This window comes from Chromobacterium haemolyticum DSM 19808 (assembly GCF_000711885.1).
In the GTDB taxonomy this organism is placed as follows: Bacteria; Pseudomonadota; Gammaproteobacteria; order Burkholderiales; family Chromobacteriaceae; genus Chromobacterium; species Chromobacterium haemolyticum.
Map to the genome: position 1 here is coordinate 68,233 of NZ_JONK01000011.1, position 26,632 is coordinate 94,864.

Consider the following 26,632-nt stretch of genomic DNA (forward strand, 5'->3'; position numbering starts at 1 on the left):
CCCCTTAGTTGAGACGGAGTTTGTTTTCGGCGGCGGCGTACATCGGCCGCCACAGCAGGCGGTTGAAAAGGACGACAAAGATGGACATCACGGTGATGCCGAGCAGTATCTTGGGGTAGTCGCCGGCGGCTGTGGTTTGGGCAATGTAAGCGCCCAGACCGTGAGCGGCCAGCTTGTCGTCGCCCCAGGACACGTATTCGGACACGATGCTGGCGTTCCAGGCGCCCCCCGATGCGGTAATCGCGCCGGTGACATAGTAGGGGAAGATGCCGGGCAGCATCACTTGCCGCCACCATTGCCAGCCGCGGATGCGGAAATTGGCCGCCGCTTCGCGAAAATCGTTGGGGAAGGCGCTGGCGCCGGCCACCACATTAAACAGGATGTACCACTGGGTGCCGAGCACGATCAGCGGCGACAGCCAGATATCCGGGTTGAGTTTGAAGTGGACGATGAAGACCACGAACACCGGGAACAGCAGATTGGCCGGGAAGGCGGCCAGGAACTGGGCCAGCGGCTGGATTTTTTCCGCCAGCGCCGGGCGCAGGCCGATGTGCACGCCCAGCGGTACCCAGACGATGGAGGCGAGCAGGATCAGCAGTGATACCCGCACCAGGGTGATCAGACCCAGGCCCAGCACGCGCAGCACTTCGGAGACGCCCACCTCTGTGTGGATGAAGGTCACCAGTTTCCAGCTGGCCAGCAGGCCCAGCACCGCCACCAGCAGCCACCAGACCACGTCTATGCCGCGAGACACCGGGGTTTGCGCTTCCGAGTGCAGGCCCTGCGGCAGGCGGTAATTGAGGCGCAGCCGGGCGGTTTTGCGCAGCAGTTTGCCAAAGGGTTTGAGCAGAAGCTGGATGGCGCGGGTGCGCTGGATCAGGTTCAGCACCCAGGACTCCGGCGCGGATTGGCTGGCGGTGTCCTCCAGACGGAATTTATCGGCCCAGGCCACCATGGGCCGGAACAGGAATTGGTCGTAGATGACGATGACCACGGTCATGGTCAGAATCACCCAGCCCACGGCGGCCAGATTCTTGTTCTGGATGGCCATCGCCAGGTAGGAACCGACGCCGGGCAGGGTGACGGTCTTGTCGCCCACCGTGATGGCTTCCGAGGCGACCACGAAGAACCAGCCGCCGGACATGCTCATCATCATGTTCCAGATCATGCCGGGCATGGAGAACGGCACTTCCAGCTTCCAGAACTTTTGCCACGGCGTGAGCCGCAGATTGAGCGAGACTTCTTCCAAGTCGCGCGGCACAGTGCGCAGCGATTGGTAGAAGCTGAAGGTCATGTTCCAGGCTTGGCTGGTGAAGATGGCGAAGATGGCGGCGAATTCCGCGCCTAGCACCCGGCCGGGAAACAGCGCCAGGAAGAAGGTGACGGTGAAGGAGATATAGCCCAGCACCGGCACCGATTGCAGGATGTCCAGGATGGGCACCAGCAGCAAGCCGGCGCGGCGGCTCTTGGCCGCCAGCGTGCCGTAGATCAAGGTGAAGACCAGTGCGGCGGCCATGGCGGCCAGCATGCGCAGCGTGGTGCGCAGCGCGTACTCCGGCAGATTGGCCGGGTCCAGCGTGATCGGGACGGTTTGCAAGGCTGTAAGCGGCGCCCAGGTTTCGCGGATGCCGGTGGTGGCCATCAGCAGAAAACCCAGCAATAGCGGAAACGCAATCAAATCCCAGCGATTGGGGATCAGCCGTTTGGCTGTGGCGGGCATGAAATGGCGGACAACGGTAGTCATCTGGCCTCTCCGGTTTAGCGCCGCCGACAGCGCCGCCAGCGGCGGTCAGCGGTTTTAGTCTGTTTTGTTCGGGCGGAGCCGCGGCCGCGCGGCACGCAGCCGGAATCAGCATGCCTGTCATCTTAAAGCATAGGCCAGGGGCATCGGGTGCGGGCTGCCAGCAGGGCCAAGCATCGGGAATGAGAGCGCAGGGCGTCGGCGCTGGATACTAGCAGAGTTACGTGAACGGGATTGTTACCGGCGCGGCAGATTTGTTGGGGTTTTGTGACGGATTGTACTGTTTGAAACTGAGTGGCGTTTCGCTCCAGAGCGCCCGGCTTGGCCGGGTGCTCGGAGCGTTTGGTGTGCGCTGGGGTTTACAGTACGTTGACGGCGGGGCTGCCGGCCGCCACCTCCACGGTTTTGACGCTGGCTGTGGCCGGGTTGGGGGCCGAGCCGCCGTTCAAGGCGCCCACTTTGTGGAAGGCGCAGCTGAGTTTGGCCTGCGTCAGCGTCACCAGTGCGTAACCCTGAGCGTCGCTGTCCACGTATTTGAGCCAGCTGTTGAAGTTTTGCAAGGTGCTGGTGAAGGTGTTGACCACCTGGCCGCCCACCGTGGTGTAGATCAGCGGTTTGGCCTTGGAGAAGGCCGGCACGGTGTCCACCACGTTCTTGAAATAGCTGAACAGAGAGTTGCTGGAGACGCCGGCGGTCACCAGGTCCACCATCACCGGGCTGAGGCTGGCGGCGTCGTAGTCATCCATCACCGGGCCGGCGAAGAAGGCGTGGATGTCGCCGGTGAGGGCCACCACATTGGCGATGCCCTGAGCTTTCAGATAGGCCATCAGCGCTTTGCGCTCGGCGTTGTAGCCGTCCCATTGGTCGGCGTTGAGGATGAACTTGTCGAAGAACATCGACGGCGGCAGGCTGGCGTCCAGGCCGGGCTTGATGGCGGTGTTGAACGTGCCGGCGGAGATCGCGCCGCCGCTGAGGGTGCTCAACAGTGGCTGGGTGTTGGCATAGCTGACCACGGGTGTGGCGGCGCTGGTGTTGGCGGCGGCCAGGTCCAGATAGAGCGCGCCTTGCAGCTGGGCGATCTGCGGCTGGGTCAGCGTCAGGCCCAGGCCGGCCAGTTGCGGCGCCAGGCCCTGGGTCAGCAGCGAGGCCACCGCGACGGTGCCGTCGAAACCCATGCGTAGCAGCGAGACTTCATTGCCCCACAGCTTCCAGGTAGTGGCGGCGGACTTCATCTGGTTCTGCCACCAGGCGCGCTGGGTTTCGCCCAGAATGGAGACATTGAGCAGATTGCCGCCGGTGGAGGCCATCTTGCTGGCCTCCACCTGGGCCAGGGTGTTTTTCTGCACGAAGTAGCGGCTGCCTATCTCGCTGCCGGCCTGGGTTTCCGGAATGATGTGGTCGCTGCGGTACAAGCGCTCGTCGGTCATCACCAAGGTGGCGAGGTCGCCGAAGGTAAAGCTGCGGTAGATCTGGATGTTTTGGAACGAGGGGGTGTTCAGGTCCAACTGCACGTCGGCCGGCATATTCTCGAACCAGGCCTGGCTGGCGCTGCGGCGGCGCGCGGTTTGCGGCGAACTGTCGTCGGTGGCGGTGTACTCCTGGCGGTCTTGCCAGCAGTCGTCGGAAAACTCGTGGTCGTCCCAGATCGCAATCATCGGGAAGCTGGCGTGCAGCTTTTGCAGGCGGGGGTCGTTGCGATAGGACTTGTACAGCGAGCGGTAGTCCGCCAGTGTGGTGGCATAGCGGGCGCCGTCGGCGCGCTGGGTGCCGTTGGGCAGGCTCAGCGCCGGATGGCGGGTTTCGTTGCCGCCGCTCTGGAAGCCGGCGCCGACGGTTTCATAGATGTAATCGCCCAGATGGACGATGAAGTCCAGGTCCTGATTGGCGAGCTCCTCAAAAGCGCCCCAGTGGTTGACGCTCCAGTCCTGACAGGAAATGAAGGCGAATTTCAGCTGTGACAGCGGCGCGCCGGCGGCCGGCGCGGTCTTGGTGCGGCCGGTCATGCTGACCGCCTGGCCGGTGAGGAAACGATAGTAGTAGGTGGCGGCGCTGCTAAGGCCGGTGACTTTGTGGCGAATGGTGTAGTCCCAGTCCGGCTGGGCGCTGAGCGCCACATTCACTAGCAGGGTGGAGAAATCCGCGCGGTCGGACAACTGCAATGTGACCTTGACGTTTTGGCTGCCGTCGCCGCCGTCCGCCCGGGTCCATAGAACGATGCTGTCCGGTTTGGGGTCGCCGGAGGCTACGCCCTGGCCAAAGCCGCTGCCATTGATGCCTAGCGTCGAACCGGCGCCCCCCGGCAAGCTGCCGGCGCCTCCGCCGCCGCACGCGGTCAAGCCGCCGGCGGCGACGGAAGCGGTCAAGAAGCCGCTCCACTTCAGAAACTGTCTGCGGTCCATCGATGTCTCCCCTCTATTGTCTATGCGTGCTAGTGCTTGAATCGGGCCGTGGACGGCCCTTGTTGGAAAGGCGTTATTGTTGGAGGGGATTATTAAAGTGGCATGACAGTCAGTGTCAATTTAATTGAGTTTTTGCTCGAATTCGCCCGAAAAACGTGGATTAAAACCAACACTTGTTTGAGTTTGGTCGGGCTCCGACCGCAAGCGCGGCGCCATGGCCGCGCGCCTGCGGACGAGGCCGTGCCGTGACGGGCGGTTTTCACGCCGGGGTTGGGCGCATACGAAAATAAAGACCGCGAGCAGGCGCTTGCCCCCTTGATACAGCGCAAGCGCGCCCCCATAAAATAAGGCGGCTAATGTGCTACACTTTCAAGCATTTTTGCGGACACCTTACCTAAACAGCCCGCTGGTCTCTGGAATTCGATTACATGATTTCTTCTTTGCTTAAAAAAGTATTCGGCAGCCGCAATGACCGGCTTCTGAAGCAATTCCACCAGACGGTGGTGCGCATCAACGCTCTGGAAGAGGGCTTGAAAGCGTTGTCCGACGAGGCTTTGGCAGCCAAAACCGATGAGTTCAAGCAGCGCCTGGCCAAAGGCGAGACGGTGGACGACTTGTTGCCGGAAGCCTTTGCGGTGTGCCGCGAGGCCTCGCGTCGCGTGCTGGGCATGCGCCACTTCGACGTGCAGCTGATCGGCGGCATGGTGCTGCACTACGGCAAGATCGCCGAGATGCGCACCGGCGAGGGCAAGACCCTGGTGGCCACGCTGCCGTCCTACCTGAACGCGCTGACCGGCGACGGCGTGCACGTCGTCACTGTCAACGACTACCTGGCCAGCCGCGACGCCGGCATCATGGCCAAGTTGTACAACTTCCTGGGCCTCTCCGTCGGCGTCAACCTGTCCCAGATGCCGCACGACGAGAAGCAGCAAGCCTACGCCTGCGACATCACTTACGGCACCAACAACGAATTCGGCTTTGACTATCTGCGCGACAATATGGTGTTCAGCGTGGAAGAGAAGGTGCAGCGCAAGCTTGCCTACGCGGTGATCGACGAGGTGGACTCCATCCTGATCGACGAAGCGCGCACCCCGCTGATCATCTCCGGCCCGGCCGACGACAATATCGACATGTACCAGCGCATGAACGCGGTGCCGCCGATGTTGAAGCGCCAGGAAACCGAAGAGGGCGAGGGCGATTACTGGGTGGACGAAAAGGCCAACTCGGTGATGATGTCCGAAGCCGGTCACGAGCACAGCGAAGAAATCCTGACCCGCTTGGGCCTGCTGAAGGAAGGCGACAGCCTGTATTCCGCCACCAACATCACGCTGATGCACCATCTGATGGCCGCCTTGCGCGCCCATTCGCTGTTCCACAAGGACCAGCACTACGTGGTGCAAGACGGCGAAGTGGTGATCGTGGATGAGTTCACCGGCCGCCTGATGGCCGGCCGCCGCTGGTCCGAAGGCCTGCACCAGGCGGTGGAAGCCAAGGAAGGCGTGGAGATCAACCGCGAAAACCAGACGCTGGCTTCGATCACCTTCCAGAACTACTTCCGCTTGTACGGCAAGCTGGCCGGCATGACCGGTACCGCCGACACCGAAGCTTACGAATTCCAGAGCATTTACGGCCTGGAAACCGTGGTGATCCCGACCAACCGGCCGATGATACGCAAGGACGCGCAGGACAAGGTCTACCGTTCCGCCAAGGAAAAGTACGACGCCATCCTGGCCGACATCAAAGACTGCCACGAGCGCGGCCAACCGGTGTTGGTGGGCACCACCAGCATTGAAAACTCCGAGCTGATCGCTGATCTGCTGCAAAAAGCCAAGCTGCCGCACAATGTGCTGAACGCCAAGGAACACGCTCGCGAAGCCGACATCGTGGTGCAGGCCGGCCGCCCCGGCGTGATCACCGTGGCCACCAATATGGCCGGCCGCGGCACCGACATCGTGCTGGGCGGCAATCCGGAGCCGGAGATCAAGGGCATCGAGTCCGACGACAGCCTGTCCGCAGAGGAAAAGCGCGCGCGCATCGACAAGATCCGCGCCGATTGGAAAGTGGTCCACGATCAGGTGTTGGCCGCCGGCGGCCTGCACATCGTGGGCACCGAGCGCCATGAATCCCGTCGTATCGATAACCAGCTGCGCGGCCGTTCCGGCCGCCAGGGCGACCCAGGCTCTTCCCGTTTCTATCTGTGCCTGGAAGACCCGCTGCTGCGCATCTTCGCTTCCGACCGCGTCGCCGCGATCATGGACCGCCTGAAAATGCCGGAAGGCGAGGCGATCGAGCACCCGTGGGTGTCCCGCTCCATCGAGAACGCCCAGCGCAAGGTGGAAGGCCGCAACTTCGACATCCGCAAGCAATTGCTGGAGTACGACGACGTTGCCAACGACCAGCGTAAAGTGATTTACCAGCAGCGCAATGAAATTCTGGTGGAAAGCGATGTGTCCGACGTGGTGGTCAATATGCGCGAAGGCGTGTTGTCCGACCTGGTGGACCAACACCTGCCGCCGGAATCCATGGAAGAGCAATGGGATCTGACCGGCCTGGAAAAAACGCTGGAAGCCGAATTCCTGCTGCCGATCAAGGTCAGCGAGTGGCTGAAGGCCGAACCGGCGCTGGACATCGAAACCATCCGCGAGCGCATCATCGAGCAAGCCGCCGAGACCTATCAGGCCAAGGTGGAACTGGCCGGCGACGGCGTGATGCGCCAGTTCGAGCGCAGCCTGGTGCTGCAGATGCTGGATAATCACTGGCGCGAACACTTGGCGGCGATGGATCATCTGCGCCAGGGCATTCATCTGCGCGGTTACGCGCAGAAGAACCCGAAGCAGGAATACAAGCGCGAAGCCTTCGAACTGTTCGCCGACATGCTGGAGCGCATCAAGCGCAGCGTGGTCAATGTGCTGATGACGGTGCAAATCCGCAGCCAGGAAGACGTGGACGCGGTGGAGCCGCACCAGGTGGGCGAGTATGAAATGCAGCACGCCGCGCCGGGTTCTGCGCTGGGCGATGACGAAGAGAATCCGCTGTCTCCGGACGCGCTGGCCGCGCAGGGTCTGCGCATTGGCCGCAACGACGCCTGCCCTTGCGGCAGCGGCAAGAAGTACAAGCAGTGCCACGGCCGTTTGGAGTGATCCAGTAGCAAGAGCGCAAAAAGCCGACGCGAGGGCGTCGGCTTTTTTCATGTCCATGAGCTTTGCAAGCCGGCGGCGCGGTGTTAGCATCGTCGCGGGTCAACAGTTCACCCAGGCGTCGCCGGTGCCCTCACCACGCTAAACCTGTCTTGGCTAGATTCATCTCGCTTGGCTCGAACCCGTGCCAGGCCGTAAAGGCGACCGCGGCAGTCCATCCCGATCTTGGCACGACGACAGGATTCGAACCATGTCTCGTACGCTTTATCCCTTTTATTGCAGCGACATCTCCGCGCTGGCGCGTTCGCTCAAGCAGCAATGGGCGCAGGAAAGCGCTCCGCCCAGCCATGTGCACATTCTCAATATGCTGGCGCGTTCCGCTGGTTTTCAGAATTTCCAACACTGGCGCGCGGAATGCGAACGTCCGGCTCCTCCAGCAGCTTTGTCCGCGGAGACGACGCGGCTGTTGCGTCATTACGACGCCGAGGGGCGCTTGACGCGCTGGCCGAAGAAGTTCAGCGAGCAGCGTCTCTGCCTATGGGCGTTGTGGGCCGCTTTGCCGCAGGGCGGACAATGGTCCGAGCCGGAGGTAAACGCCTTGATCCGCGCGGGCGAAGTCTTTGGCGATCATGTGCTGTTGCGGCGCGAACTGGTGGAGCAGGGCTTGCTGGGGCGCACGCCGGATTGCCGGCGCTATTGGCGCGTGGAGCGGCAATTGACGGCGGAGGCGGGGGAGCTGGCTGCGGAAGTGAGCCGGCGTAGAGCCGGCCGTTGAGGCGTGATTGGCGGCGGTTGACGCCAGAGGCCGCCGCCGGCTGATTTACAACTGGGTTTTGATCGCCGCTTCCAGCTTTTTCTCGTCCAGCAAGCCGGTGAGCTTGGCGGCGATCTTGCCCTTGCGGTCCAGGATCAGGGTGTAGGGCAGGCCGCCGGTGGCGTTGCCCAGGCTGCGCATCAGGTTCAGGGTGTCGCTGTCGCCCAGCAGGATCGGGTAGCCTATCTTCAACTGGTTGACGAAGGCGCTGACTTCTTCCTTGTTGTCCAGCGCCACGCCCACCACTTCCACGCCTTTGGGCGCCAGTTTGGCGCGCAGGCGGTTCAGCATCGGCATTTCTTCGCGGCAAGGCCCGCACCAAGTGGCCCAGAAGTTCAGCACCGTGACCTTGCCCTTATAGGCGGCGATGGTGGCGTTGCCGCCTTGCAGCTTGGTGAAGTTGGTTTGTTCCAGCGTGGGCGCGGCCATGGCGGATAGCGGCAGCAGCGCGATCAGCGCAGGGGCGAGCAGTCGTTTCAGCATTGTGTTGAGCTTCCGGTAGGTGTTTGAAGTGTATTGGATATCCGACAAGGTCAAAGTTCTCGATGTGAACCAAACAAATGTTTCATGTTAAAATGGTCGATTGACCTTTTTGCGGAGTGGGCATGTCTATCCTCGTCTGCGGGGCCCTCGCATACGATACCCTGTTCTCGTTTCATGGCCGTTTTGACAGTCAGATCCTGCCGGATCAGCTGCACAAAATTTCCACGACTTTCCTGGCCCCGACCATGCGCCGCGAATTTGGCGGCATGGCCGGCAATATCGCTTACAGCCTGTGTCTGTTGGGCGAAACCCCCATCGTCATGGGCGTGGTGGGTGAGGATTTCGAGCCGTATCGCCAACATCTGAAACGCGCTGGCGTGGACGACCGCTTCATTCGCTTGATCCGCAAGCAGTATACCTCGCAGTGCTTCGGCATCGCCGACAAGGATGGCAATCAATTGATGGCCTTCCATCCCGGCGCCATGGATTTTGCCATCGAAAACCACGTATCGGATATCCCGGACCCGATCGAGCTGGCGATTCTGTCGCCCGGAGGCTATCGCGCCTTCCTGCAGCATTCCAAGGAGCTGGCCGCGGCCGGCATTCCCTTTATCTTCGATCCGGGTCAGGAACTGCCGCTGCTGTCGCGCGACGAGATCCACGAGATTGTAGAGCTGGCCAGCTATGTGGCTATCAACGATTACGAGAGCGAACTGATGCGCGAACGCGCCGGTTTGTCGGTGGAGGATCTGCGCAAGAAGGTGGACGCGTTGATTGTCACCCGCGGCTCCAAGGGCGCTGAAATCTACGTCGGCGACACTGTGCACCTGATCCCGCGCGTGCAGATGCCGATCAAGCCGGTGGATCCGATGGGCTGCGGCGACGCCTTCCGCGCCGGCCTGCTCTACGGCATCAGCCGAGGCCTGGACTGGAAGATTACCGGCCGGCTGGCCAATGTGATCGGCGCGATCAAGGTCACCACTCCGGGTTGTCAGAATCACTTCTTCGACTGGGAGTCGCTGAAGGACTTGTATCAACAGGCTTACGGCGAACCCTGGCCATTGTGACGAGGCGGCCGGTGTGCCAAACCGACAAGGACGCGCAAGCGTCCTTTGCTTTTTGACGGTCCCAACACAACAAGTCTTGAATTCATCCCGCGCCACCCCCACCATTAGCGAATTCAATTCGAAAACCCAAGGGGATTCCATGCCGCCCGTTCCGCATCTGGCAACCGCACTGACCGGCCCGCTTTACGAACTGGAAAGCCGCATCCTGACTGCCCAGCCTCAGATCGAACACTGGTTTCGCAGTCAGTGGCATAACCACGCGGCGCCGTTCTATGGCTCGGTGGACCTGCGCAACAGCGGTTTCAAGCTGGCGCCGGTGGACATGAACCTGTTTCCCGGCGGCCACAATAACTTGAACCGCGATTTTCTGCCGCTGGCGGTGCACGCCGCGCAAAGCGCGGTGGAAAAAGTGTGTCCGGAAGCGCGCAGCGTGCTGCTGATCCCGGAAAACCACACCCGCAACACCTTCTACCTGCAGAACATCGCCGCGCTGGTGCATATTTTCGAACAGGCCGGCCTCAAGGTGCGGCTGGGATCGCTGAACCCGGAAATCACCGAACCGACCGAGCTGCAGTCAGCCAATGGCGACACCGTGCGGCTGGAGCCCATCGAACGCCGCGGCAACCGCCTGGTGCTGGCGGATGGTTTCAACCCCTGCGTGGTTTTGCTCAACAACGATTTGTCCGGCGGCATTCCGGACCTGCTCAAGGGTCTGGAGCAGAATCTGCTGCCGCCGCTGCACGCCGGCTGGGCGGTGCGCCGCAAGAGCAACCACTTCGCCGCCTATGACAAGGTGTGCGAAGACTTCGCCCGCTTGATTTCCATTGATCCCTGGACCATCAATCCCTATTTCGCCAGTTGCAGCGGCCTGGATTTCCACGCCCGTACCGGCGAGGAGCAATTGGCGGACGAGGTGTCGCGAATGCTGGACAAGATTCGCGTCAAATACCGCGAATACGGCATCGACAACGACCCCTTCGTCATCGTCAAGGCCGACGCCGGCACTTACGGCATGGGCGTGATGAGCGTGAAGAGCCCGGATGAGGTGTTGGGCCTGAACCGCAAGGCGCGCAACAAGATGTCGGTCGTCAAGGAAGGCTTGGAGGTGTCCGAGGTCATCGTGCAAGAGGGGGTGTACACCTTTGAAACGGTGGAGGACGCGGTGGCCGAGCCGGTGGTCTACATGATGGACCGCTACGTGACCGGCGGTTTCTACCGCGTGCACACCGGCCGCGGCATCGATGAAAATCTGAACGCGCCCGGCATGCACTTTGTGCCGCTGTCGTTCGAAACCGCCTGCCTGCCGGACAAACAGGGCTCGCCGGACTGCGCGCCCAACCGCTTCTACGCCTACGGCGTGATTTCGAGGCTGGCGCTGCTGGCCGCTTCGCTGGAGCTGGAAGCCACGGATCCGGACGCCGACGAATGAAAGCCTGGCTGAGCCTGGTCTTGTTGGCTGCCGCGGCGCCGGCTGTCGCCGACAAGCCCTTGACGCCGAAAGCGCTGGCGGAGCTGGTGCAGTGCGCGTCGTTCGAGCGTTACCAGGCCTTGCAGCCTGCCTTGCTGGACGTGGTGTTCGACAAGGGGCCTGCCTGGATTCGCAAGAACGAGAAGGCCAGCAGCCTGGGCGTTTATGTGTACGATCTGCAACAGCCGATCCGAGTGTTCGGCGTCGAAGCGAAACAGCTGGCGCTGCATCAGGAGTTTGTGTCGGTGCCCTTGCCGGCGGGCTGGAAGCTGGCGGATGCCGCGGCCAAACTGCAGCTGAAGCGGGCCCCGGTGAAAGCGGCGGAGCAGCATTACCGCTTCGTTGGCGGCGATGGCCCGATGCTGTCGGCCTATGAGATGCCGTCCAACCCGATGGCGGCGCTGCTGGGCGCGCCGCAGGGAGAGCCGCTGCGCTACCTGGGCTGTTCCTATAATGGGGCCAGCGAAGAAACCTTTCTTTCCGTCGCCGCCCAGGCCGACGAGATGATGCAAAAAGCGCGCGGCGACATGGAGCGCATGTTGCGCGACGTCGCCAAGCCTAGCGAGGACCAATAAACATGCGCATCCTGTTCATTGCCGATCCCCTGGATCACTTCAAGCTTTACAAGGACACCACCTTTGCGATGATGCAGGAGGCCGCCGCGCGCGGCCACGCCTTGAGCTTCGCTCAGGCTCATCAACTGTCGGTGGAGGGCGGGCGCGTGTTGGTGGACGCGCGCGATCTGAGCCTGACTGGCCAGTACGAGGGCGAGCACCCGGCCTGGTTCAAGCTGGGCGAGGTGCATCGCCAGCCTTTGCAGTCCTTCAGCGCAACCGTGATGCGCAAGGATCCGCCGTTCGACATGGAATACCTGTACGCCTCGCAGCTGTTCACGCTGGCGGAGGCGCAGGGGGCCAAGGTGTTCACCAGCGGTCAGGCCCTGCGCGATTTCAACGAGAAGCTGGCTATCTTGCAGTTTCCGGAGTTGACCGCGCCCACGCTGATCACCGGCGAATCGCATCGCTTGCGCGCCTTCGTCAATCAGCATCAGGATGTGATCCTGAAGCCGCTGGACAGCATGGGCGGGGACAGCATCTTCCGAGTGCGTCCGGACGACGCCAACCTGTCGGTGATTATCGAAACCATCACTTTGCGCGGCAAGCGCACGGTGATGGCGCAGCGCTATATTCCGGAGATCCGCGACGGCGACAAACGCATTCTGGTGATAGACGGGGTGCCGGTGGACTGGTGCCTGGCGCGCATTCCGGCGGCTGGCGAGACGCGCGGCAATCTGGCCGCGGGCGGTCGCGGCGAGGCGCGGCCGCTGACCGAGCGCGATCGCGAAATCGCCGAGACGGTGGGGCCGGAGTTGAAGAAGCGAGGCATCCTGCTGGCGGGCCTGGACGTGATCGGCAATTATCTGACCGAGGTTAACGTCACCAGCCCGACCTGCTTCCGCGAAATCATGGACCAGACCGAGATCAAGGTCGCCGGCCTGTACATCGACGCGCTGGAGCGGCGCTGCCAGTCGCGCTGACGCCGCGGTTGCTCCATTTTGTCACGGCCGGCCGCGTTGCCGGCTGTTTTGTTTTTATGGGCGTCATCTTGAGCTGGCATGCTGAGGCGCCGGCCGCCGCGCCAATCTTACGGACTCCCCCATGAAAGAAAGTCCATTCAAAGGCAAAACCGGGATTACCCGCCTGATCAATGCCTTCGGCTATTCGCTGGATGGCCTCAAAGCGGCGTTCCGGCACGAGGACGCCTTCCGCCAACTGGTGTTGCTGGCGGCAGTGCTGATCCCGCTGGCCTTCGTCATCCACGCTCAGCCGCTGGAGCGAGCCTTGCTCGTGGCCAGTTCGCTGGCGACTCTGATCATCGAGTTGCTGAACTCCGCGATCGAGGCGGCGGTGGACCACACCTCTCTGGAGCGGCATCCCTTAGCCAAGCGCGCCAAGGATATGGGCAGCGCCGCCCAGTTGCTGGGCCTGATCAATCTGACCGCGGTGTGGTGCCTGGTGTTGTTTGCCTGAAGCGGGTAAGGTGACGGCAGCCTGAAACAAGAGGAAGCCGTCATGATGATGTCGCCAGTGGAGTCCGGAGTCGAGGAATGGGTGTTGAACACTGTGCTCTGGCTCAAGCTGGGCGTGGAAGCGCTGGGCGCTTTGGTGATAGGCGTGGGCATCTTGACCTTGGGCCTGCGTTACCTACGCCGCTGTTTCAGCTCCAGCCATAATGATTACAACCAAGTGCGGCTCAGCTTTGCCCGTTTCCTGGCGTTGGCATTGGAGTTGCAACTGGCGGCCGATATCCTCTCCACCGCAGTGGCCCCCAGTTGGGACCAAATCGGCAAGCTTGGGGCCATCGCTGTGCTGCGCACCGCGCTCAATTATTTCCTGGGCAAGGAGATTCGCGAGACCGAGGCGGCGCGTCGGCCCAATGAGCCGCCTGCCGTGTGACCCGGCGTTTGCGGGAGGGTAGGGGTCTCGCCGCATATTCAGTTTGAGCCGGAATGAAAACAGCCCTGCGCGGGGTATCGCGCAGGGCTGTTTTCGTACGTGGAGGCCTTAAGCCGGCTCGGCTTCCTTGCCTTCCGGCGGTGCGATCACCTCGCTGTAACCACACTCCTTCTGCGGGCAGACTTTTTCAGTGCCGCGGCGCTTGGTGGTCTTGATGGTCAGGATGGGCCAATTGCATTTCGGGCAGGGCTCGGCCACCGGCGGGTTCCAGGTGGCGTATTTGCACTTGGGATAGGTATTGCAGCTGTAGAAGAGCTTGCCGTAGCGGCTCTTGCGTTCGATCAGCTGGCCAGCCTTGCATTCCGGGCACTCCACGCCGGTTTCGCGAGGCTTTTCCAGCGGTTCGATGTGCTTGCACTTCGGATAGTTGGCGCATCCGATGAACTTGCCGTAGCGGCCCTTCTTGATGTGCAGTTCGCCGCCGCATTCCGGGCAGCTGCGGCCCTCGATCACCGTCGGCGCTTCCGCTTCCTCCGCAGCCTGCTCGGCGGTTTCACCCATATTGCGGGTGTAATCGCAGTCCGGGTAGCCGGTACAGGCGATGAAGCGGCCGCGTTTGCCGAATTTGATGGACAGCGGCTTGCTGCATTTTGGACAGGCTTCGTCCAGGCTCTCGGTCGTGACTTCGGCGCGGGAAATGCTTTCCTTCTCGGCAATCTGCTTGGAGAAGTTTTTCCAGAAGCTGTCCATCACCGGCACCCACTCGCGCTGGCCGTTGGCCACTTCATCCAGCTGGTTTTCCAGCTTGGCGGTGAAGTTGTAGTCCACGTATTGCGCGAAGTGCTCGGTCAGGAATTTGTTGACGATGTCGCCGGTATCGGTGGGCAGGAAGCGCTTCTTGTCCAGCACCACGTATTCGCGGTCCTTCAGCGTCGAGATAATGCTGGCGTAGGTGGACGGACGGCCGATGCCGAATTCTTCCAGGGCCTTCACCAGCGAGGCTTCGGAGTAGCGGGGCGGCGGCTGGGTGAAGTGCTGGGTGCCGTACAGCTTGTCCACAGGCAGGGTCTCGCCCTCTTCCAGCAGCGGCAGCTTGGCGTTGTCCTCGTCCTCGGCGTCGTCGACGTCTTCTTCATACACGGCGAGGAAGCCGGCGAAGGTCTGAACCTGGCCGGTGGCGCGGAAGACGCCTTCGCCGACGGCGATGTCGATGCTGGTGGTGTCGAACTTGGCTGGCGCCATCTGGCAGGCCAGCGTCCGTTTCCAGACCATGTCGTACAGCTTGAACTGATCCGAGGTCAGGAAGGGCTTGACCATGTCCGGGGTGCGCAGGATGGACGTGGGGCGGATTGCCTCGTGCGCTTCCTGGGCGTTCTTGGACTTGTTCTTATAGGCCACCGGGTTCTTCGGCAGATAATCTCCGTCGAATTTAAGGCCGATATAGCCGCGGATTTCCTCCACCGCCTCGTTCGCCAGCGCCACCGAGTCGGTACGCATATAGGTGATCAGGCCGACGGTGCCCTGGCCGATATCAATGCCCTCGTACAGCTGTTGCGCGGTGCGCATGGTGCGGTCGGTGGTCATCCCCAGCTTGCGCACGGCTTCCTGTTGCAGCGTGGAGGTGGTGAACGGCGCGGCCGGGCTGCGCGATTTCTTTTTCTTCTCGATGCTGCTGACCACCGCCGGGTGGCCTTCCAGCCTCGTCAGGATGCTGGCCTGTTCGGCTTCGTTGGGGATGTCGAACTGTTCCAGCTTCTTGCCGGCCATCGTGGTCAGCTTGGCGCCGAACTTGGTGCGGCCCTTGTGGCTGTCCAGATGCACCGACCAGTATTCCTGCTCGACGAAGGCGCGGATTTCGTTCTCGCGCTCGCAGATCAGCCGCAAAGCCGGGCTCTGCACTCGGCCGGCGGACAGGCCGCGGCGGATTTTCTTCCACAGCAGCGGCGACAGGTTGAAGCCCACCAGGTAGTCCAGCGCGCGGCGGGTTTGCTGCGCGTCCACCAGGTTTTGCGCGATCTCGCGCGGATTCTGGATTGCTTCCAGTACCGCGTTCTTGGTGATTTCGTGGAACACCACGCGCTGAGCGGTTTTGTTTTTCAGCAGCTTCTTGCTGTTGAGGATCTGCACCAGATGCCAGGAAATGGCCTCGCCTTCGCGGTCCGGGTCAGTTGCCAGGTAGATGTGCTCGGCGTCGCCCACGGCTTTGACGATGGCGTCGACATGCTTGCTGTTGCGCGCGATCAACTGGTATTTCATCGCGAACCCTTTTTCAGGGTCCACTGCGCCGTTCTTGGGCACCAGGTCGCGCACATGGCCGTAGGAGGCCAGGACTTCAAAGTCCGAGCCTAGATATTTCTTTAGCGTTTTCGCCTTGGAGGGCGATTCGACGATCAAGAGACTGGTGGGCATATTATCTTTTCGTATGTGCAATCGCCGGCGTGCCGGCCGGTCCGTCCGGACCGGGCGCTTCTGCGGAGCGGCAGAAGGGCGCCCGGCCCGTGCGTGGGCTGCTGCGTTCCCGTCGACAAGGGGATGAAGGCTTCATCCTAAAGTTTCGCGCCGACAGAAAATATATTCGTCAAATAAAACAAGAGCGCAAGAGCGCTCTTGGATTGGGCGCCGGCATCGGCGTCCAAGGGCGGCATGTTAAGCCCGCTACATGAGGCTGACAAGTCATTGCATGGTGGGTTCGCCATGCACGGCATCCAACAGTGCCTCGCCCAGCAAAATGGGCAGTTCCGCCTGTTGCGCCCACAACACCATCAAGGCCACCAGCTTGGCGCTGCCGACGTTGATGTCGTCGCCGTGCAGTTCCATCAGGCGGTCGATGACCATTTCGCGCTGCGCGGGAGTCAAGGCGCCGTGGTCCTCAAGAAACTGAAGCAGGCCGCGCACGTCGGCGGGCAGATGTTCCAGTTCGTCTTCGGCGTAAACGCGCATGCCGCTGGCTTCGTTGGCGCCGACGTAAACGCTGTCGTCCAAGCCGCTGATGCCATCCAGCCAATCCAGCGCGTCGTTGATCTCCTCGTCCTCGAAACCGGCGGCCTCCAATTGGCGCATCAGCGCGCCGCGGTCGCCAAAAGCGTCCGGATCGCGGAATTGTTCAAACAGGAAGGCGAGTACGTCAAACATCAATCTATCTTCTTAAAGTGCGGGTTAGCGCGGTTCAGCCCGGGGTCAGGCGCTGAAAAAGCCCGCCGGGATGGCTGGCCACCAGGCCGGCCAGCTCAAGTTCGAGCAGCATCGCGTAAAGCTCCCCCACAGTCAACCCGAGCGTGGTCGAAAGCGCATCCATACTGATGGGGTCAAATCCCATGGCTTCAAGCAGCGGCGATTCCGCGACGGGGGCCGCCGGTTTGGCGCGGGGGCGTTTGCGTTGCAGCCTGCCGACTTCGTCCAGTACGTCGTCCACGGTTTCCACCAGCTTGGCGCCGTCCTTGATCAGCCGGTGACAGCCGCGAGACTGGGGGTTGTGGATGGATCCGGGTATGGCCATCACCTCTCGATTGTTCTCCATCGCCAGCCGCGCGGTGATCAGCGAGCCGGATCCGGTATTGGCCTCCGCCACCAGGCAGCCGCGGCTGAGGCCGGCGATGATGCGGTTGCGGCGCGGAAAATGAGCGGCCAGCGGCCCCATGCCCAGCGCGAACTCGGACAGGATCAATCCTTCTTCGGCGATGCGGTGCGCCAACTGGCGGTTGCTGGCTGGATAGACGCGGTCTATGCCGGTGCCGACCACGGCGACCGTGGCGGACGGCTGCCCGAGCGCGCCGTGATGAGCCGCGGCGTCGATGCCGCTGGCCAGGCCGCTGACGATGCAATAGCCGTGTTCCGCCAAGTCGCGGGAGAAGCTCTCCGCGTTCTGCTTGCCCTGCGGGGTGGCGGCGCGGCTGCCCACGATGGCGAGCATGGGTTCGGCCAGTAGTTCGCGCCTCCCGCGGGCAAACAGCAGCGGCGGCGGCGCGTTGGATTCGGCCAGTTGCGGCGGGTAGTCGTCGTCCAGCAGCGACACCAACTGGCAGCCCGGCGTCTGCGCCCACTCCAGCGCCGCTTCGGCGGAGGCGGCGGCCTCGCGGCGCTGCAGGGCGTCGGCCGCTTCTTTGCCGATCAAGGGCTCCGTTTGGCGGCTATTCGCATTCAGGGCGGCGTCCGCGCCGCCGAAGGCGTCGATCAGCCGGAGAAAGCCGGCCGGGCCGATGCCGGGGGTCAGCGCCAGCAGCAGCCAGTTGTGCGGCGGAGTTTTCATTCTTGCTCGGGGCTGGCCACGCCGTCGCCCACGTAGATCGGACCGCGGCTGTCCAGCACCAGCGCGTAGGAGACTTTATCGAATACGCGGTAAACAAAGGCGTTGCCGGATCGTTCCGCGGGCAACGTCACGGTGCGCTTGCCCTGCTCGTCCTTGATTTCCAGCGGGCGTCCTTTTTTGAACAGACCGAACACGTGGCCGTTTTCGACGCCCTGCGACTGGCCCAGATTGAGTACAATAGTGGAGTATTGCGCCGCGCCGTCCACACCGTTGTAGACCGAGACCACCTTGCCGCTCAGATGAGAGTCGGCGGGGTGCGGAGCGTAGTTGTTGAAGCTTTGCAGCGGAGCCCGCATCAGGTGGTCGCCCACCAGGATTTCTTCGCTGACGCTTCTGACTTTCAGAGTCTGAACTTCGCCTTGGGGCTTGTCGGCGGTCAGGTCGCCGCTGTAGGTTGCCTCTACGCCCAGCACTTTCTTGGTGTCCGGATCCAGCAGGGGTTTGCCCAGCCGGTAAGCTTGCCAGGTGCCGGCCTCATTGACTCCGGTGGCGTAAACCCGGTCTCCGGTGGCGAGGGTGAGATGGTCTTCCGGCCCGGCAATCAGCTTGGGCGATTGCAGGAACTGCGTCATGTCCACCACTAGCGGCCGTTTGAGGAAGGGCTCGATGGCCGAGGCGGGAATGCTGGCCACCGCCTGGTCCAGCATCTCGACACGGGCCTGCGGCGACAGTTTGACTTCGCGCTGAGCTCCGCGCGCCAGCGACAGCCGCGGCTGGCCGTCCACATAGTCCAGCGCCAATACGTCGCCCGGGTAGATCCAGTGCGGGTTCTTGATTTCGCCTTGGTTCATCCGCCACAGGCGGGGCCATTTCCAGGGGCTGTTCAGGTAGCGCCCGGAAATGCTCCACAGCGTGTCGCCGCGCTTCACAGTGTAGCGGCTGGGCGCATCCGCTTTCAGTTGCAGGCCAGCAGCGAAACCGGGCACGGCGAGCCCGAGGGCCAAGGCGAAGGATATAATGCTTTTACGCATGGGAAATGCCCCAATATGAAGGTGGACGGACACCTGCGGGGGGTGGCCCGCATGCAACGAATCGCGTTTCGAACATGTCTATTATCGGCGTGCCGATTGCGATACGACAACTTGATGAGTGATTGAAACGATGGGGAGTCATTAAATCCGATGGCATTGTTGAATATTTTGCATTACCCGGATGAACGGCTGCACACCGTGGCCAAGCCGGTGGAGGTCTTCGACGAGGCCTTGCAGACGCAGATCGACAATATGTTCGAGACCATGTACGAAGCCAAAGGCATCGGCTTGGCCGCGACTCAGGTCGATTTCCACCACCGTCTGGTGGTGATGGATATTTCCGAGGAAAGAAACGAACGCCGCGTGTTCATCAACCCGGAAATCCTGAGCAAGGACGGCGAGACGGTGTATGAAGAGGGCTGCTTGTCCGTGCCTGGCATTTACGACAAAGTGACCCGCGCCGAGCACGTCAAGGTGCGCGCGCTGGACCGCGACGGCAAACCGTTCGAACTGGAAGCCGACGGCCTGCTGGCGATCTGCATCCAGCACGAGATCGACCATCTGGACGGCAAGGTGTTTGTCGAATACCTGTCGCAGATGAAGCAGACCCGCATCAAGACCAAGCTGAAAAAGCGTGAAAAACAGAATATGTGACGGCGGCGCCGTGGGCGCCCTGTCCGGAATGGTTTGAATGAAATTGATTTTTGCCGGTACGCCGGAGTTTGCCGCCGCCGCGCTGCGCGAGTTGATCGCCGCCGGCCATGAAATCGCCCTGGTGCTGACCCAGCCGGACCGTCCGGCAGGCCGCGGCATGAAATTGAAGCCCAGCCCGGTCAAGGAAGTCGCGCTGGAGCACGGTCTGCGCGTGGAGCAGCCGGCTTCCTTGCGCAATGACGAAGCGCAGCAGATGCTGCGCGGCATCGGTGCCGACCTGATGGTGGTGGCCGCTTACGGGCTGATCCTGCCGCAGGCGGTGTTGGACATTCCCGCGCGCGGCTGTTTGAACATCCACGCCTCCTTGCTGCCGCGCTGGCGCGGCGCGGCGCCCATCCAGCGCGCCATCTTGGCGGGCGACGCCGAAACCGGCATTACCATCATGCAGATGGATGTGGGCCTGGACACCGGCGATATGCTGTCCATCCATCCGGTGGCCATTGCCGCCGACGAGACCGCCGCCACGTTGCACGATAAGCTGGCCGCGGAGGGCGCGCGCGCCATCGTGTCCACGCTGGCCGGGTTGGAGACGATTCGGCCGGTCAAGCAGCCGGAGGCGGGGGTCACTTACGCGCAGAAGCTGAGCAAAGCAGAGGCTCTGGTGGACTGGAACCTGCCGGCGGAAGATGTCGCTCGGGCCATCCGCGCCTACAATCCTGCCCCCGGCGCGCATACGCTGCTGGCCGGCGAGGCGCTGAAACTGTGGATGGCCGTCGCGGAAGCCGGCCAAGCCGAGCCCGGCCTGGTCATCGCCGCGGATGCGGACGGCGTGTTGGTGGGCTGCGGTTCCGGCCTGGTGCGGCTGACGGTGTTGCAGGCGGCTGGCGGCAAGCGCTTGGCCGCGCGTGACTTCGTTGCGGGCAGAAGCCAACTGACGGGCACGCGTTTGGGTGTGTGATCGGATCGACTGAAGCGAGATGAAAGGGTAGGGGGATGACGGACAACTGGTTCAAGACCACCTTGCTGATGGCGGCGATTCTGGCCTTGTTCGCCGTGATCGGCGGCATGATAGGCGGCAAGAGCGGCATGATTCTGGCGCTGTTGTTTGGCGGGGCTATGAATGTGTTCGCCTGGTGGAATTCCGACCAGATGGTGCTGCGCATGTACAACGCGCAGGAGGTGGACGCCCAGAGCGCGCCGGAGTTCTACGGCATGGTGGCGGAACTGGCGCAGCGCGCCGGCCTGCCTATGCCGCGCGTCTATGTGATCCATGAAGAGCAGCCCAACGCCTTCGCCACCGGCCGCAGTCCCGAGCACGCGGCGGTGGCCGCCACCAGCGGCATCATGCGCATGCTGGACTATCGCGAGCTGCGCGGGGTGATGGCGCACGAGCTGGCCCACGTCCAGCACCGCGACACCTTGATCTCCACCATTTCCGCCACCATGGCCGGCGCGATTTCCGCGCTGGCCAACTTCGCCATGTTCTTTGGCGGCCGCGATGAGAACGGTCAGCCAGTGGGTTTGTTGCCGCGTTTGGCCATCGCCCTGTTGGCGCCGTTGGCCGCCAGCCTGATCCAGATGGCGATTTCTCGCGCGCGCGAATTTGAAGCCGACCGCGGCGGCGCCGAGATTTCCGGCGATCCGCTGGCTTTGGCTTCCGCCTTGCAGAAGATCGAATACTACGCTCAGGGCATCGTGATGCCCACCGCCGAGGCGCATCCGGAAACGGCGCAGATGATGATCATCAACCCGCTGTCCGGCGGCGGCGGAATGGGCGATCTGTTCCGCACCCATCCGCAAACCGCGGACCGCATAGAACGGCTGCAAGCGATGGCGCGCGGCGTATATTAATTGAAGAGCGTCGGCGGCCGCCGCGCCGTCTGGATCGCCCAAGGCCAATGCCGTCCGGCATTGGCCTGTTTGTTATGGTTTGATAGAAAGCACCCATGCATCATATTCAGCAATTGGCCGCCAATATTCTGTTGCGCGTCGAATCCGGAACCAACCTGACCGAGGCGCTGGCCGAAGCTCAACGCAAGGCGCCGGAGTTGACGCCGTCCGAGCGCGGCGCTTTGCAGGATTTGACCTATGGCAGCCTGCGCCATTTGGCGCGGCTGCGTTTTTATCTGCGCCAGTTGGTGGCCAAGCCCTTGCCTGAGCCGGTGTTGGAGCGAGTGTTGATTGTGGCTTTCTATCAATTGCTGCACACCCGCGCCGCTGAGTACGCCGTGGTGAACGAGGCGGTGACCCTGGCCAGCCGGCTGGCCAAGGGCAATTTCAAGGGGCTGGTCAACGGCGTGCTGCGCAACTTCCTGCGGCAGCGCGCGGCCTTGGAGCGCGCGGCGGAAAGAGACATCGAAGCCAGCTTCAACCACCCGTTGTGGTGGATCAAGGGTTTGCAGCGCGCTTATCCCGATGCCTGGCAAGCCATTCTGGACGCCGACAACGGCCATCCGCCGATGACTTTGCGCGTCAATCGCCGCCATGGCGACGCCGCGGCCTATCTGGAGCGGCTGCAAGCCGCCGGGCTGGATGGCGAGGCGCTGGACGGCGGTTCAATCAAGCTGGCGCGTCCGGTGAATGTACGCGAGCTGCCCGGCTTCGCCGACGGCGAAGTGTCGGTGCAGGACTGGGGCGCGCAGCAGGCGGCGCATTGGCTGGATCTGAGCGCCGGCCAGCGGGTGCTGGACGCCTGCGCGGCGCCCGGCGGCAAGACTGGCCATATCCTGGAGAGCGCCAATGTCGAAGTCACTGCGCTGGACATCGACGAGCAGCGCTTGCAGCGCGTGGCGGACAATCTGGAGCGCATTGGCGCCACCGCGCGGCTGCATGTGGCCGACGCCGGCCAGCCGGCGAGCTGGTGGGACGGCCAGCCCTTCGACCGCATCCTCGCCGACGTGCCTTGCTCCGCCAGCGGCGTGGTGCGCCGTCATCCGGACATCAAATGGCTGCGCCGCCCGGGCGATTTCGCCGCGCTGGGCGTGCAGCAAGCTGCGATGGCCGACGCGCTGTGGCCTTTGCTCGCCTCCGGCGGCAAAATGCTTTACGCTACGTGCTCCATTTTCCCTGAAGAGAATCAGCAACAGCTAGACTCCTTTCTGAAACGCCATGCGGATGCCGCGTGCCTGAGACAGGAGCAGTTGCTTCCTTGTGAGCGTCATGACGGCTTTTATTACGCGTTGCTTGAAAAACGTTAGCCTGCTGCTGTGCTTGCTGGCCGGCCTCGCCATGGCGGCGCAGGCAGAGACCATAGGCTCGCGTCGCGCTGAAGCAGAGGTGACGACGGACGGCCAGCTGTCTGTCAGCACCCGTTTTCAAACGCGGCTGACGCCCAGCCTCAGCGATGCGCTGGAGCAGGGCGTGGTGTTGCCGTTTCGGCTGGAGTTCCAACTGACCAAGCCGCGGCTGACCGCTTACTATCTGAATTTCAGCGAGTGGTTCGATCCGCACGCCCAACTCGGCTTCAAGCTGTCCTATCAGTCGCTGACCAATCGCTATCGCGTCACCATCGGCGGCCTCTCCAATTATTATCCCACCCTGCGCGAGGCGCTGGGCGCGGTGGGCGCGATCCAGGGGTGGCGAGTTCTCAACTCCGGCACCTTGGACCCGCGGGCCCCGGGGCGCGTTGCCGGCCAGGTGCGGCTATTGCTGGACATCGGCGAGCTTCCCAAACCATTCCAACTGAACGCGCTGGGCTCGGCGGATTGGTCGCTGTCGTCCGACTGGATCAAGCTGGACGTAAAGGATGGTGGCTGATGCGCTACGCTGGGGTCGCGCTGGCGACGCTGGGCGCCATCCTGCTTTATCTGCTGGCCTTGGCCACCGGTAACGCATCCAAACTCAACGAATACTACTGGTGGGTGTTCGGCCTGAACGGCCTCTTGCTCGCCACGCTGCTGGGCGTGGTGGCCCGCCAGTTGCTGCGGTTGCGTCAGCGGGTGCGGCAACGGGTGTTCGGCGCCAAGCTGACCCAAAAGCTGGTGATGATGTTTGCGGTGGTGGCCTTGGTGCCGGGCATCCTGGTGTTCACCGTTTCCGCCCAGTTCCTGACCCGCAGCATCGAAAGCTGGTTCGACGTCCGAGTCGAGTCGGCGCTGGAGCGCAGCCTGGGCCTGGCGCGCAATTCGCTGCAGTATGTGCAGGAGGATCTAGGCCGCCGCGCGCGTTCGGTTCAGGACGATATCGAATCCTTGCCTGAAAGCCTATTGCCGGCGCGGTTGGAGCGCTTGCGCGAGCAATTGGGATTGCGGGAACTTGCTGTCTATACCCGCAGCGGTCAGTTGCTGGCCTTCGCCGGCGGGCTCAGCGAGCGAGTGCCTCCTTCGCTGTCGCGCGAGAGCATAGGCAAGCTCAAACCGCGCCAGACGCTGGACAGTTTCGAGAACGACGGCGGCAGCGGCCTGGTGCTGAAGTCGCTGCTGATTTACCGCAATCTGGACAGCCAGCAGCGTGTGTTGCAAGCCCTGCAATCCGCGCCCGGACGCATTGCCCAGGACGCGGAGCAGATCGAGACCGCGCGGGCGGAATATCGCCAGCTATTGTTGGGCCGCGAAGGGCTGACCATCTTCTACATGCTGACCCTGGCCTTGTCCGCGCTGTTGGCGCTGACCGCGGCGCTGGCCTTCGCCTTATTCCTGTCCGAGCGACTTTCAGCTCCCTTGTCCGAGTTGGCCGCCGGCACCCGGGCAGTGGCGCAGGGCGACTTTTCCAAACGTCACCCAGTGTATCGGCGCGACGAACTGGGCATGCTGACCACCTTGTTCAACCGGATGACTCAGCAGCTGGAGGACGCGCGTCTCGCCGCGGACCTCAGCCGCAGCGAACTGGAAAGCAGCAAACTTTATCTGGAAAGCATTCTGGCCAACCTGAGCGCCGGGGTGATCGCCTTCGGCGCCGATTGGCAGCTGCGCGCCGCCAATACCAGCGCTTCTCGCATTCTGGGCGTGGATTTCGCCGAAGTATCCGACCAGGACTTCCCGCACTGGGCCACGTCGATTCCGGCGGTTGCGCCGTTGGTGGAGTGTGTGCTGGAGTACGCGTCCAAGAACAGCGACAGCGACTGGAAAACTCAGCTCAACTATTTGACGGTCCAGGGCGAGCGCACCTTGCTGGTGCGGGGCGCCCATCTGCCGGAAGCGTCCGCGGTGGGTTACGTGGTGGTGTTCGACGACATCACGGAACTGGCGCGCGCCCAGCGCGACGCGGCTTGGGGCGAGGTGGCCAAGCGGCTGGCGCACGAGATCCGCAACCCGCTGACGCCGATCCAACTGTCGGCCGAACGCCTGGCGATGAAGCTGCAGGACAAGCTGGCGGGAGGCGACGCCGACATGCTGCGCCGCTCCACGGACACCATCATCAAACAGGTGGGCGCGCTCAAGGCGATGGTGGACGCGTTTCGCGATTACGCGCGCGCGCCGCGCACCAAGTTGACCGAATTGGACCTGAATCAAGTGGTGCGGGAGGTGATGGCTCTTTACGAATCCAACTCTGCTGTTAAGATGGCGCTTGATGAAAGGCCGTTGATGATCATGGCGGATGCGGCATTGTTGCGGCAGGTTTTACATAACCTGATTCAGAACGCGCAAGATGCGGTCCTTGACGTTGACATCCCGATGATTCAAATTAGCAGCCGAAAAGAAGAAGGCAATGCGCTCGTTTGCGTGGAGGATAATGGTCCGGGCTTTGCTCCGGAGATCCTGCAACGCGTGTTCGAACCCTATGTGACCAGCAAGACCAAAGGTACCGGTCTTGGCCTGGCGGTGGTCAAGAAGATTCTTGAAGACCATCACGGGCAGATCAAAGTGGGTAACCTCGAACCAAACGGCGCGCGCATCCTTCTCTCCCTGCCATTGCTGGAGGCCTAATGCGTAGCAGCGATATTTTGATTGTTGACGACGAGATCGGTATCCGTGAATTGCTCTCCGAGATACTGCAGGATGAGGGGTACACCGTCGCGCTGGCGGAAAACGCCGAGGTAGCCAGACAGTTGCGCAACCAGACGCGTCCAGCGTTGGTGTTGCTGGACATTTGGATGCCGGATTGCGACGGCGTGACTTTGCTCAAGGAATGGGCCAAGTCCGGTCAGCTGAACATGCCGGTGGTGATGATGTCCGGTCACGCCAGCATAGACACCGCGGTGGAGGCGACTCGCATCGGCGCTTTCGACTTCCTCGAGAAGCCGATTGCGCTGCAAAAGCTGCTGACCACCGTACAGCGAGCGCTGAAGTACGGCGACATGCAGGCCAACACCTCGCTGAACCTGGACAAGCTGGGCCGCAGCGAGCCGATCCAGGAACTGAAGCGGCAATTGGAGCGCGTGGCCAAGGTCAAGTCGCCGGTGTTGCTGACCGGCGAGCCCGGTTCCGGCTTCGAACTGGTGGCGCGCTTCTTCCATCAGGGCAATACCCCGTGGGTGACGCCGGCCAAGCAGGAGCAATTGGCGGACGCTCCGCTGGAGCTGCTGCAAAAGGCCAATAACGGCGTGCTGTTCCTGCCGGAGATTGGCCAGTACGGCCGTCGCGTGCAGCAAGGCCTGCTGTTCTTGCTGTCCAAGCTGGACCGCTTCAATGTGAGGCTGCTGTGCTCTTGCAGCCGTCCGCTGCAGGAATTGCTGGTGGATCCCGAGTGCGACAACCGGTTGCTGACGGCCTTGTCCAGCGTGATCGTGCCGATTCCGCCGCTGCGCGAGCACTCCGAAGACATCATCTTCATCGCCGAGCAGATTCTGACCGAGTTGGTGGAGTCCAAGCAGGTCCCGGCGCGCAAGCTGACCACGGCCGCGCTCAACGCGCTGCGCCAGTACGACTGGCCTGGCAACCTTGAGCAGTTGCGCAGCATCATCAAGAGCCTGGCGCTGACTTCCGAGTCGGACGAAGTGGACGCGGGCGAAGTCAACAAGGTGCTGGCTCAGTTCCGTCATGAGAAGCCGGTGGAGGAGTCCGGTTTCGATTTCAACATGCCGCTGCGCGAGTTGCGCGAACAGTTGGAGCGCCGTTACTTCGAATACCATATCTCGCTGGAGAACGGCAATATGAGCCGGGTGGCGCAGAAGGTCGGCCTGGAACGCACCCATCTGTATCGCAAGCTCAAGCAGTTGGGCATCAAGTTCGCCCGCAAGACGGTGGAAGAATAAGTCC

The 26,632-nt window shown here is 62.4% G+C and carries 22 protein-coding genes; 15 read left to right on the plus strand and 7 right to left on the minus strand.

Features of this window, described 5'->3' with window-relative positions:
- Positions 1 to 4 precede the first annotated feature (4 nt).
- Positions 5 to 1,744, minus strand: coding sequence for an ABC transporter permease (locus BR71_RS08340; protein WP_043635577.1), 1,740 nt, complete (start codon positions 1,742 to 1,744; stop codon positions 5 to 7).
- Between the two features lie 356 nt (positions 1,745 to 2,100).
- Positions 2,101 to 4,140 carry an alkaline phosphatase D family protein gene (locus tag BR71_RS08345; RefSeq protein ID WP_043635580.1) on the minus strand — a complete coding sequence of 680 codons (2,040 nt, stop codon included), beginning with the start codon at positions 4,138 to 4,140 and terminating at the stop codon, positions 2,101 to 2,103.
- Between the two features lie 428 nt (positions 4,141 to 4,568).
- On the opposite strand from BR71_RS08345, the gene secA reads away from it, so the two are divergent.
- Complete coding sequence (gene secA, locus BR71_RS08350; RefSeq protein ID WP_043635582.1) at positions 4,569 to 7,280, plus strand: preprotein translocase subunit SecA; 2,712 nt, start codon at positions 4,569 to 4,571, stop codon at positions 7,278 to 7,280.
- Between the two features lie 247 nt (positions 7,281 to 7,527).
- Positions 7,528 to 8,052 (plus strand): DUF2087 domain-containing protein, encoded by a 525-nt coding sequence (locus BR71_RS08355; RefSeq protein ID WP_043635587.1) that lies wholly within the window; start codon positions 7,528 to 7,530, stop codon positions 8,050 to 8,052.
- Between the two features lie 45 nt (positions 8,053 to 8,097).
- On the opposite strand, the gene BR71_RS08360 is transcribed toward BR71_RS08355, so the two are convergent.
- Positions 8,098 to 8,574: a TlpA family protein disulfide reductase gene (locus BR71_RS08360; RefSeq protein ID WP_043635720.1), complete on the minus strand. Its 477-nt coding sequence runs from the start codon at positions 8,572 to 8,574 to the stop codon at positions 8,098 to 8,100.
- Positions 8,575 to 8,696: 122 nt separating this feature from the next.
- Here BR71_RS08360 and BR71_RS08365 point away from each other — a divergent pair, with 122 nt between their 5' ends.
- The 6 genes from BR71_RS08365 to BR71_RS08390 all read left to right on the plus strand — a co-directional run bounded on the left by BR71_RS08365 (position 8,697) and on the right by BR71_RS08390 (position 13,565).
- Positions 8,697 to 9,641 (plus strand): carbohydrate kinase family protein, encoded by a 945-nt coding sequence (locus tag BR71_RS08365; protein WP_019103990.1) that lies wholly within the window; start codon positions 8,697 to 8,699, stop codon positions 9,639 to 9,641.
- 139 nt (positions 9,642 to 9,780) lie between these two features.
- Positions 9,781 to 11,070, plus strand: a complete 1,290-nt coding sequence (gene gshA / locus BR71_RS08370) for a glutamate--cysteine ligase (RefSeq protein WP_043635590.1) — start codon at positions 9,781 to 9,783, stop codon at positions 11,068 to 11,070.
- Complete coding sequence (locus tag BR71_RS08375) at positions 11,067 to 11,684, plus strand: hypothetical protein (RefSeq protein ID WP_043635592.1); 618 nt, start codon at positions 11,067 to 11,069, stop codon at positions 11,682 to 11,684. Before gshA ends, BR71_RS08375 begins: the two co-directional genes overlap by 4 nt.
- A gap of 2 nt (positions 11,685 to 11,686) precedes the next feature.
- Positions 11,687 to 12,646: a glutathione synthase gene (gene gshB / locus BR71_RS08380; protein WP_043635595.1), complete on the plus strand. Its 960-nt coding sequence runs from the start codon at positions 11,687 to 11,689 to the stop codon at positions 12,644 to 12,646.
- A 121-nt stretch (positions 12,647 to 12,767) separates the two neighbouring features.
- On the plus strand, positions 12,768 to 13,139 hold the full coding sequence (locus BR71_RS08385; RefSeq protein ID WP_043635597.1) for a diacylglycerol kinase: 372 nt from the start codon (positions 12,768 to 12,770) through the stop codon (positions 13,137 to 13,139).
- A gap of 42 nt (positions 13,140 to 13,181) precedes the next feature.
- Positions 13,182 to 13,565, plus strand: coding sequence for a DUF1622 domain-containing protein (locus tag BR71_RS08390; protein WP_043635600.1), 384 nt, complete (start codon positions 13,182 to 13,184; stop codon positions 13,563 to 13,565).
- Positions 13,566 to 13,673: 108 nt separating this feature from the next.
- Here BR71_RS08390 and topA read toward each other — a convergent pair whose 3' ends face one another.
- The 4 genes from topA to BR71_RS08410 form a co-directional block, all read right to left on the minus strand.
- Entirely contained in the window at positions 13,674 to 15,974 is a 2,301-nt protein-coding gene (gene topA / locus BR71_RS08395) for a type I DNA topoisomerase (RefSeq protein WP_043635602.1), read from the minus strand.
- 264 nt (positions 15,975 to 16,238) lie between these two features.
- On the minus strand, positions 16,239 to 16,697 hold the full coding sequence (locus BR71_RS08400) for a Smg family protein (protein WP_043635604.1): 459 nt from the start codon (positions 16,695 to 16,697) through the stop codon (positions 16,239 to 16,241).
- 34 nt (positions 16,698 to 16,731) lie between these two features.
- Positions 16,732 to 17,811 (minus strand): DNA-processing protein DprA, encoded by a 1,080-nt coding sequence (dprA, locus tag BR71_RS08405; RefSeq protein WP_043635606.1) that lies wholly within the window; start codon positions 17,809 to 17,811, stop codon positions 16,732 to 16,734.
- Positions 17,808 to 18,842: a LysM peptidoglycan-binding domain-containing protein gene (locus tag BR71_RS08410; protein ID WP_043635608.1), complete on the minus strand. Its 1,035-nt coding sequence runs from the start codon at positions 18,840 to 18,842 to the stop codon at positions 17,808 to 17,810. Before BR71_RS08410 ends, dprA begins: the two co-directional genes overlap by 4 nt.
- Before the next feature lie 150 nt (positions 18,843 to 18,992).
- Between BR71_RS08410 and def the strand changes: the two genes are divergently transcribed.
- The 7 genes from def (at position 18,993) to BR71_RS08445 (ending at position 26,628) form a co-directional block, all read left to right on the plus strand.
- Positions 18,993 to 19,496: a peptide deformylase gene (gene def / locus BR71_RS08415; RefSeq protein ID WP_043635611.1), complete on the plus strand. Its 504-nt coding sequence runs from the start codon at positions 18,993 to 18,995 to the stop codon at positions 19,494 to 19,496.
- Positions 19,497 to 19,533: 37 nt separating this feature from the next.
- A complete protein-coding gene (fmt, locus tag BR71_RS08420) occupies positions 19,534 to 20,454 on the plus strand; it encodes a methionyl-tRNA formyltransferase (RefSeq protein WP_043635613.1) in 921 nt (306 codons plus the stop codon).
- A 35-nt stretch (positions 20,455 to 20,489) separates the two neighbouring features.
- Positions 20,490 to 21,347, plus strand: a complete 858-nt coding sequence (gene htpX / locus BR71_RS08425) for a zinc metalloprotease HtpX (protein WP_043635619.1) — start codon at positions 20,490 to 20,492, stop codon at positions 21,345 to 21,347.
- Between the two features lie 95 nt (positions 21,348 to 21,442).
- On the plus strand, positions 21,443 to 22,693 hold the full coding sequence (gene rsmB, locus BR71_RS08430) for a 16S rRNA (cytosine(967)-C(5))-methyltransferase RsmB (protein WP_043635623.1): 1,251 nt from the start codon (positions 21,443 to 21,445) through the stop codon (positions 22,691 to 22,693).
- A complete protein-coding gene (locus BR71_RS08435; RefSeq protein ID WP_043635627.1) occupies positions 22,656 to 23,252 on the plus strand; it encodes a DUF4390 domain-containing protein in 597 nt (198 codons plus the stop codon). Before rsmB ends, BR71_RS08435 begins: the two co-directional genes overlap by 38 nt.
- On the plus strand, positions 23,252 to 25,360 hold the full coding sequence (locus BR71_RS08440) for a sensor histidine kinase (RefSeq protein ID WP_043635631.1): 2,109 nt from the start codon (positions 23,252 to 23,254) through the stop codon (positions 25,358 to 25,360). Before BR71_RS08435 ends, BR71_RS08440 begins: the two co-directional genes overlap by 1 nt.
- The gene (locus tag BR71_RS08445) at positions 25,360 to 26,628 is read left to right on the plus strand and encodes a sigma-54-dependent transcriptional regulator (protein WP_019100015.1); all 1,269 of its coding nucleotides are present in this window, start codon (positions 25,360 to 25,362) and stop codon (positions 26,626 to 26,628) included. The genes BR71_RS08440 and BR71_RS08445 overlap by 1 nt, the downstream gene beginning before the upstream one ends.
- Positions 26,629 to 26,632: the final 4 nt, after the last annotated feature.

Coding starts and splice junctions, on each gene's coding strand:
- BR71_RS08340 (WP_043635577.1), bottom strand. CDS start 1,744: ATGACTACCGTTGTCCGCCATTTCATGCCCGCCACAGCCAAACGGCTG.
- BR71_RS08345 (WP_043635580.1), bottom strand. CDS start 4,140: ATGGACCGCAGACAGTTTCTGAAGTGGAGCGGCTTCTTGACCGCTTCC.
- secA (WP_043635582.1), top strand. CDS start 4,569: ATGATTTCTTCTTTGCTTAAAAAAGTATTCGGCAGCCGCAATGACCGG.
- BR71_RS08355 (WP_043635587.1), top strand. CDS start 7,528: ATGTCTCGTACGCTTTATCCCTTTTATTGCAGCGACATCTCCGCGCTG.
- BR71_RS08360 (WP_043635720.1), bottom strand. CDS start 8,574: ATGCTGAAACGACTGCTCGCCCCTGCGCTGATCGCGCTGCTGCCGCTA.
- BR71_RS08365 (WP_019103990.1), top strand. CDS start 8,697: ATGTCTATCCTCGTCTGCGGGGCCCTCGCATACGATACCCTGTTCTCG.
- gshA (WP_043635590.1), top strand. CDS start 9,781: ATGCCGCCCGTTCCGCATCTGGCAACCGCACTGACCGGCCCGCTTTAC.
- BR71_RS08375 (WP_043635592.1), top strand. CDS start 11,067: ATGAAAGCCTGGCTGAGCCTGGTCTTGTTGGCTGCCGCGGCGCCGGCT.
- gshB (WP_043635595.1), top strand. CDS start 11,687: ATGCGCATCCTGTTCATTGCCGATCCCCTGGATCACTTCAAGCTTTAC.
- BR71_RS08385 (WP_043635597.1), top strand. CDS start 12,768: ATGAAAGAAAGTCCATTCAAAGGCAAAACCGGGATTACCCGCCTGATC.
- BR71_RS08390 (WP_043635600.1), top strand. CDS start 13,182: ATGATGATGTCGCCAGTGGAGTCCGGAGTCGAGGAATGGGTGTTGAAC.
- topA (WP_043635602.1), bottom strand. CDS start 15,974: ATGCCCACCAGTCTCTTGATCGTCGAATCGCCCTCCAAGGCGAAAACG.
- BR71_RS08400 (WP_043635604.1), bottom strand. CDS start 16,697: ATGTTTGACGTACTCGCCTTCCTGTTTGAACAATTCCGCGATCCGGAC.
- dprA (WP_043635606.1), bottom strand. CDS start 17,811: ATGAAAACTCCGCCGCACAACTGGCTGCTGCTGGCGCTGACCCCCGGC.
- BR71_RS08410 (WP_043635608.1), bottom strand. CDS start 18,842: ATGCGTAAAAGCATTATATCCTTCGCCTTGGCCCTCGGGCTCGCCGTG.
- def (WP_043635611.1), top strand. CDS start 18,993: ATGGCATTGTTGAATATTTTGCATTACCCGGATGAACGGCTGCACACC.
- fmt (WP_043635613.1), top strand. CDS start 19,534: ATGAAATTGATTTTTGCCGGTACGCCGGAGTTTGCCGCCGCCGCGCTG.
- htpX (WP_043635619.1), top strand. CDS start 20,490: ATGACGGACAACTGGTTCAAGACCACCTTGCTGATGGCGGCGATTCTG.
- rsmB (WP_043635623.1), top strand. CDS start 21,443: ATGCATCATATTCAGCAATTGGCCGCCAATATTCTGTTGCGCGTCGAA.
- BR71_RS08435 (WP_043635627.1), top strand. CDS start 22,656: ATGACGGCTTTTATTACGCGTTGCTTGAAAAACGTTAGCCTGCTGCTG.
- BR71_RS08440 (WP_043635631.1), top strand. CDS start 23,252: ATGCGCTACGCTGGGGTCGCGCTGGCGACGCTGGGCGCCATCCTGCTT.
- BR71_RS08445 (WP_019100015.1), top strand. CDS start 25,360: ATGCGTAGCAGCGATATTTTGATTGTTGACGACGAGATCGGTATCCGT.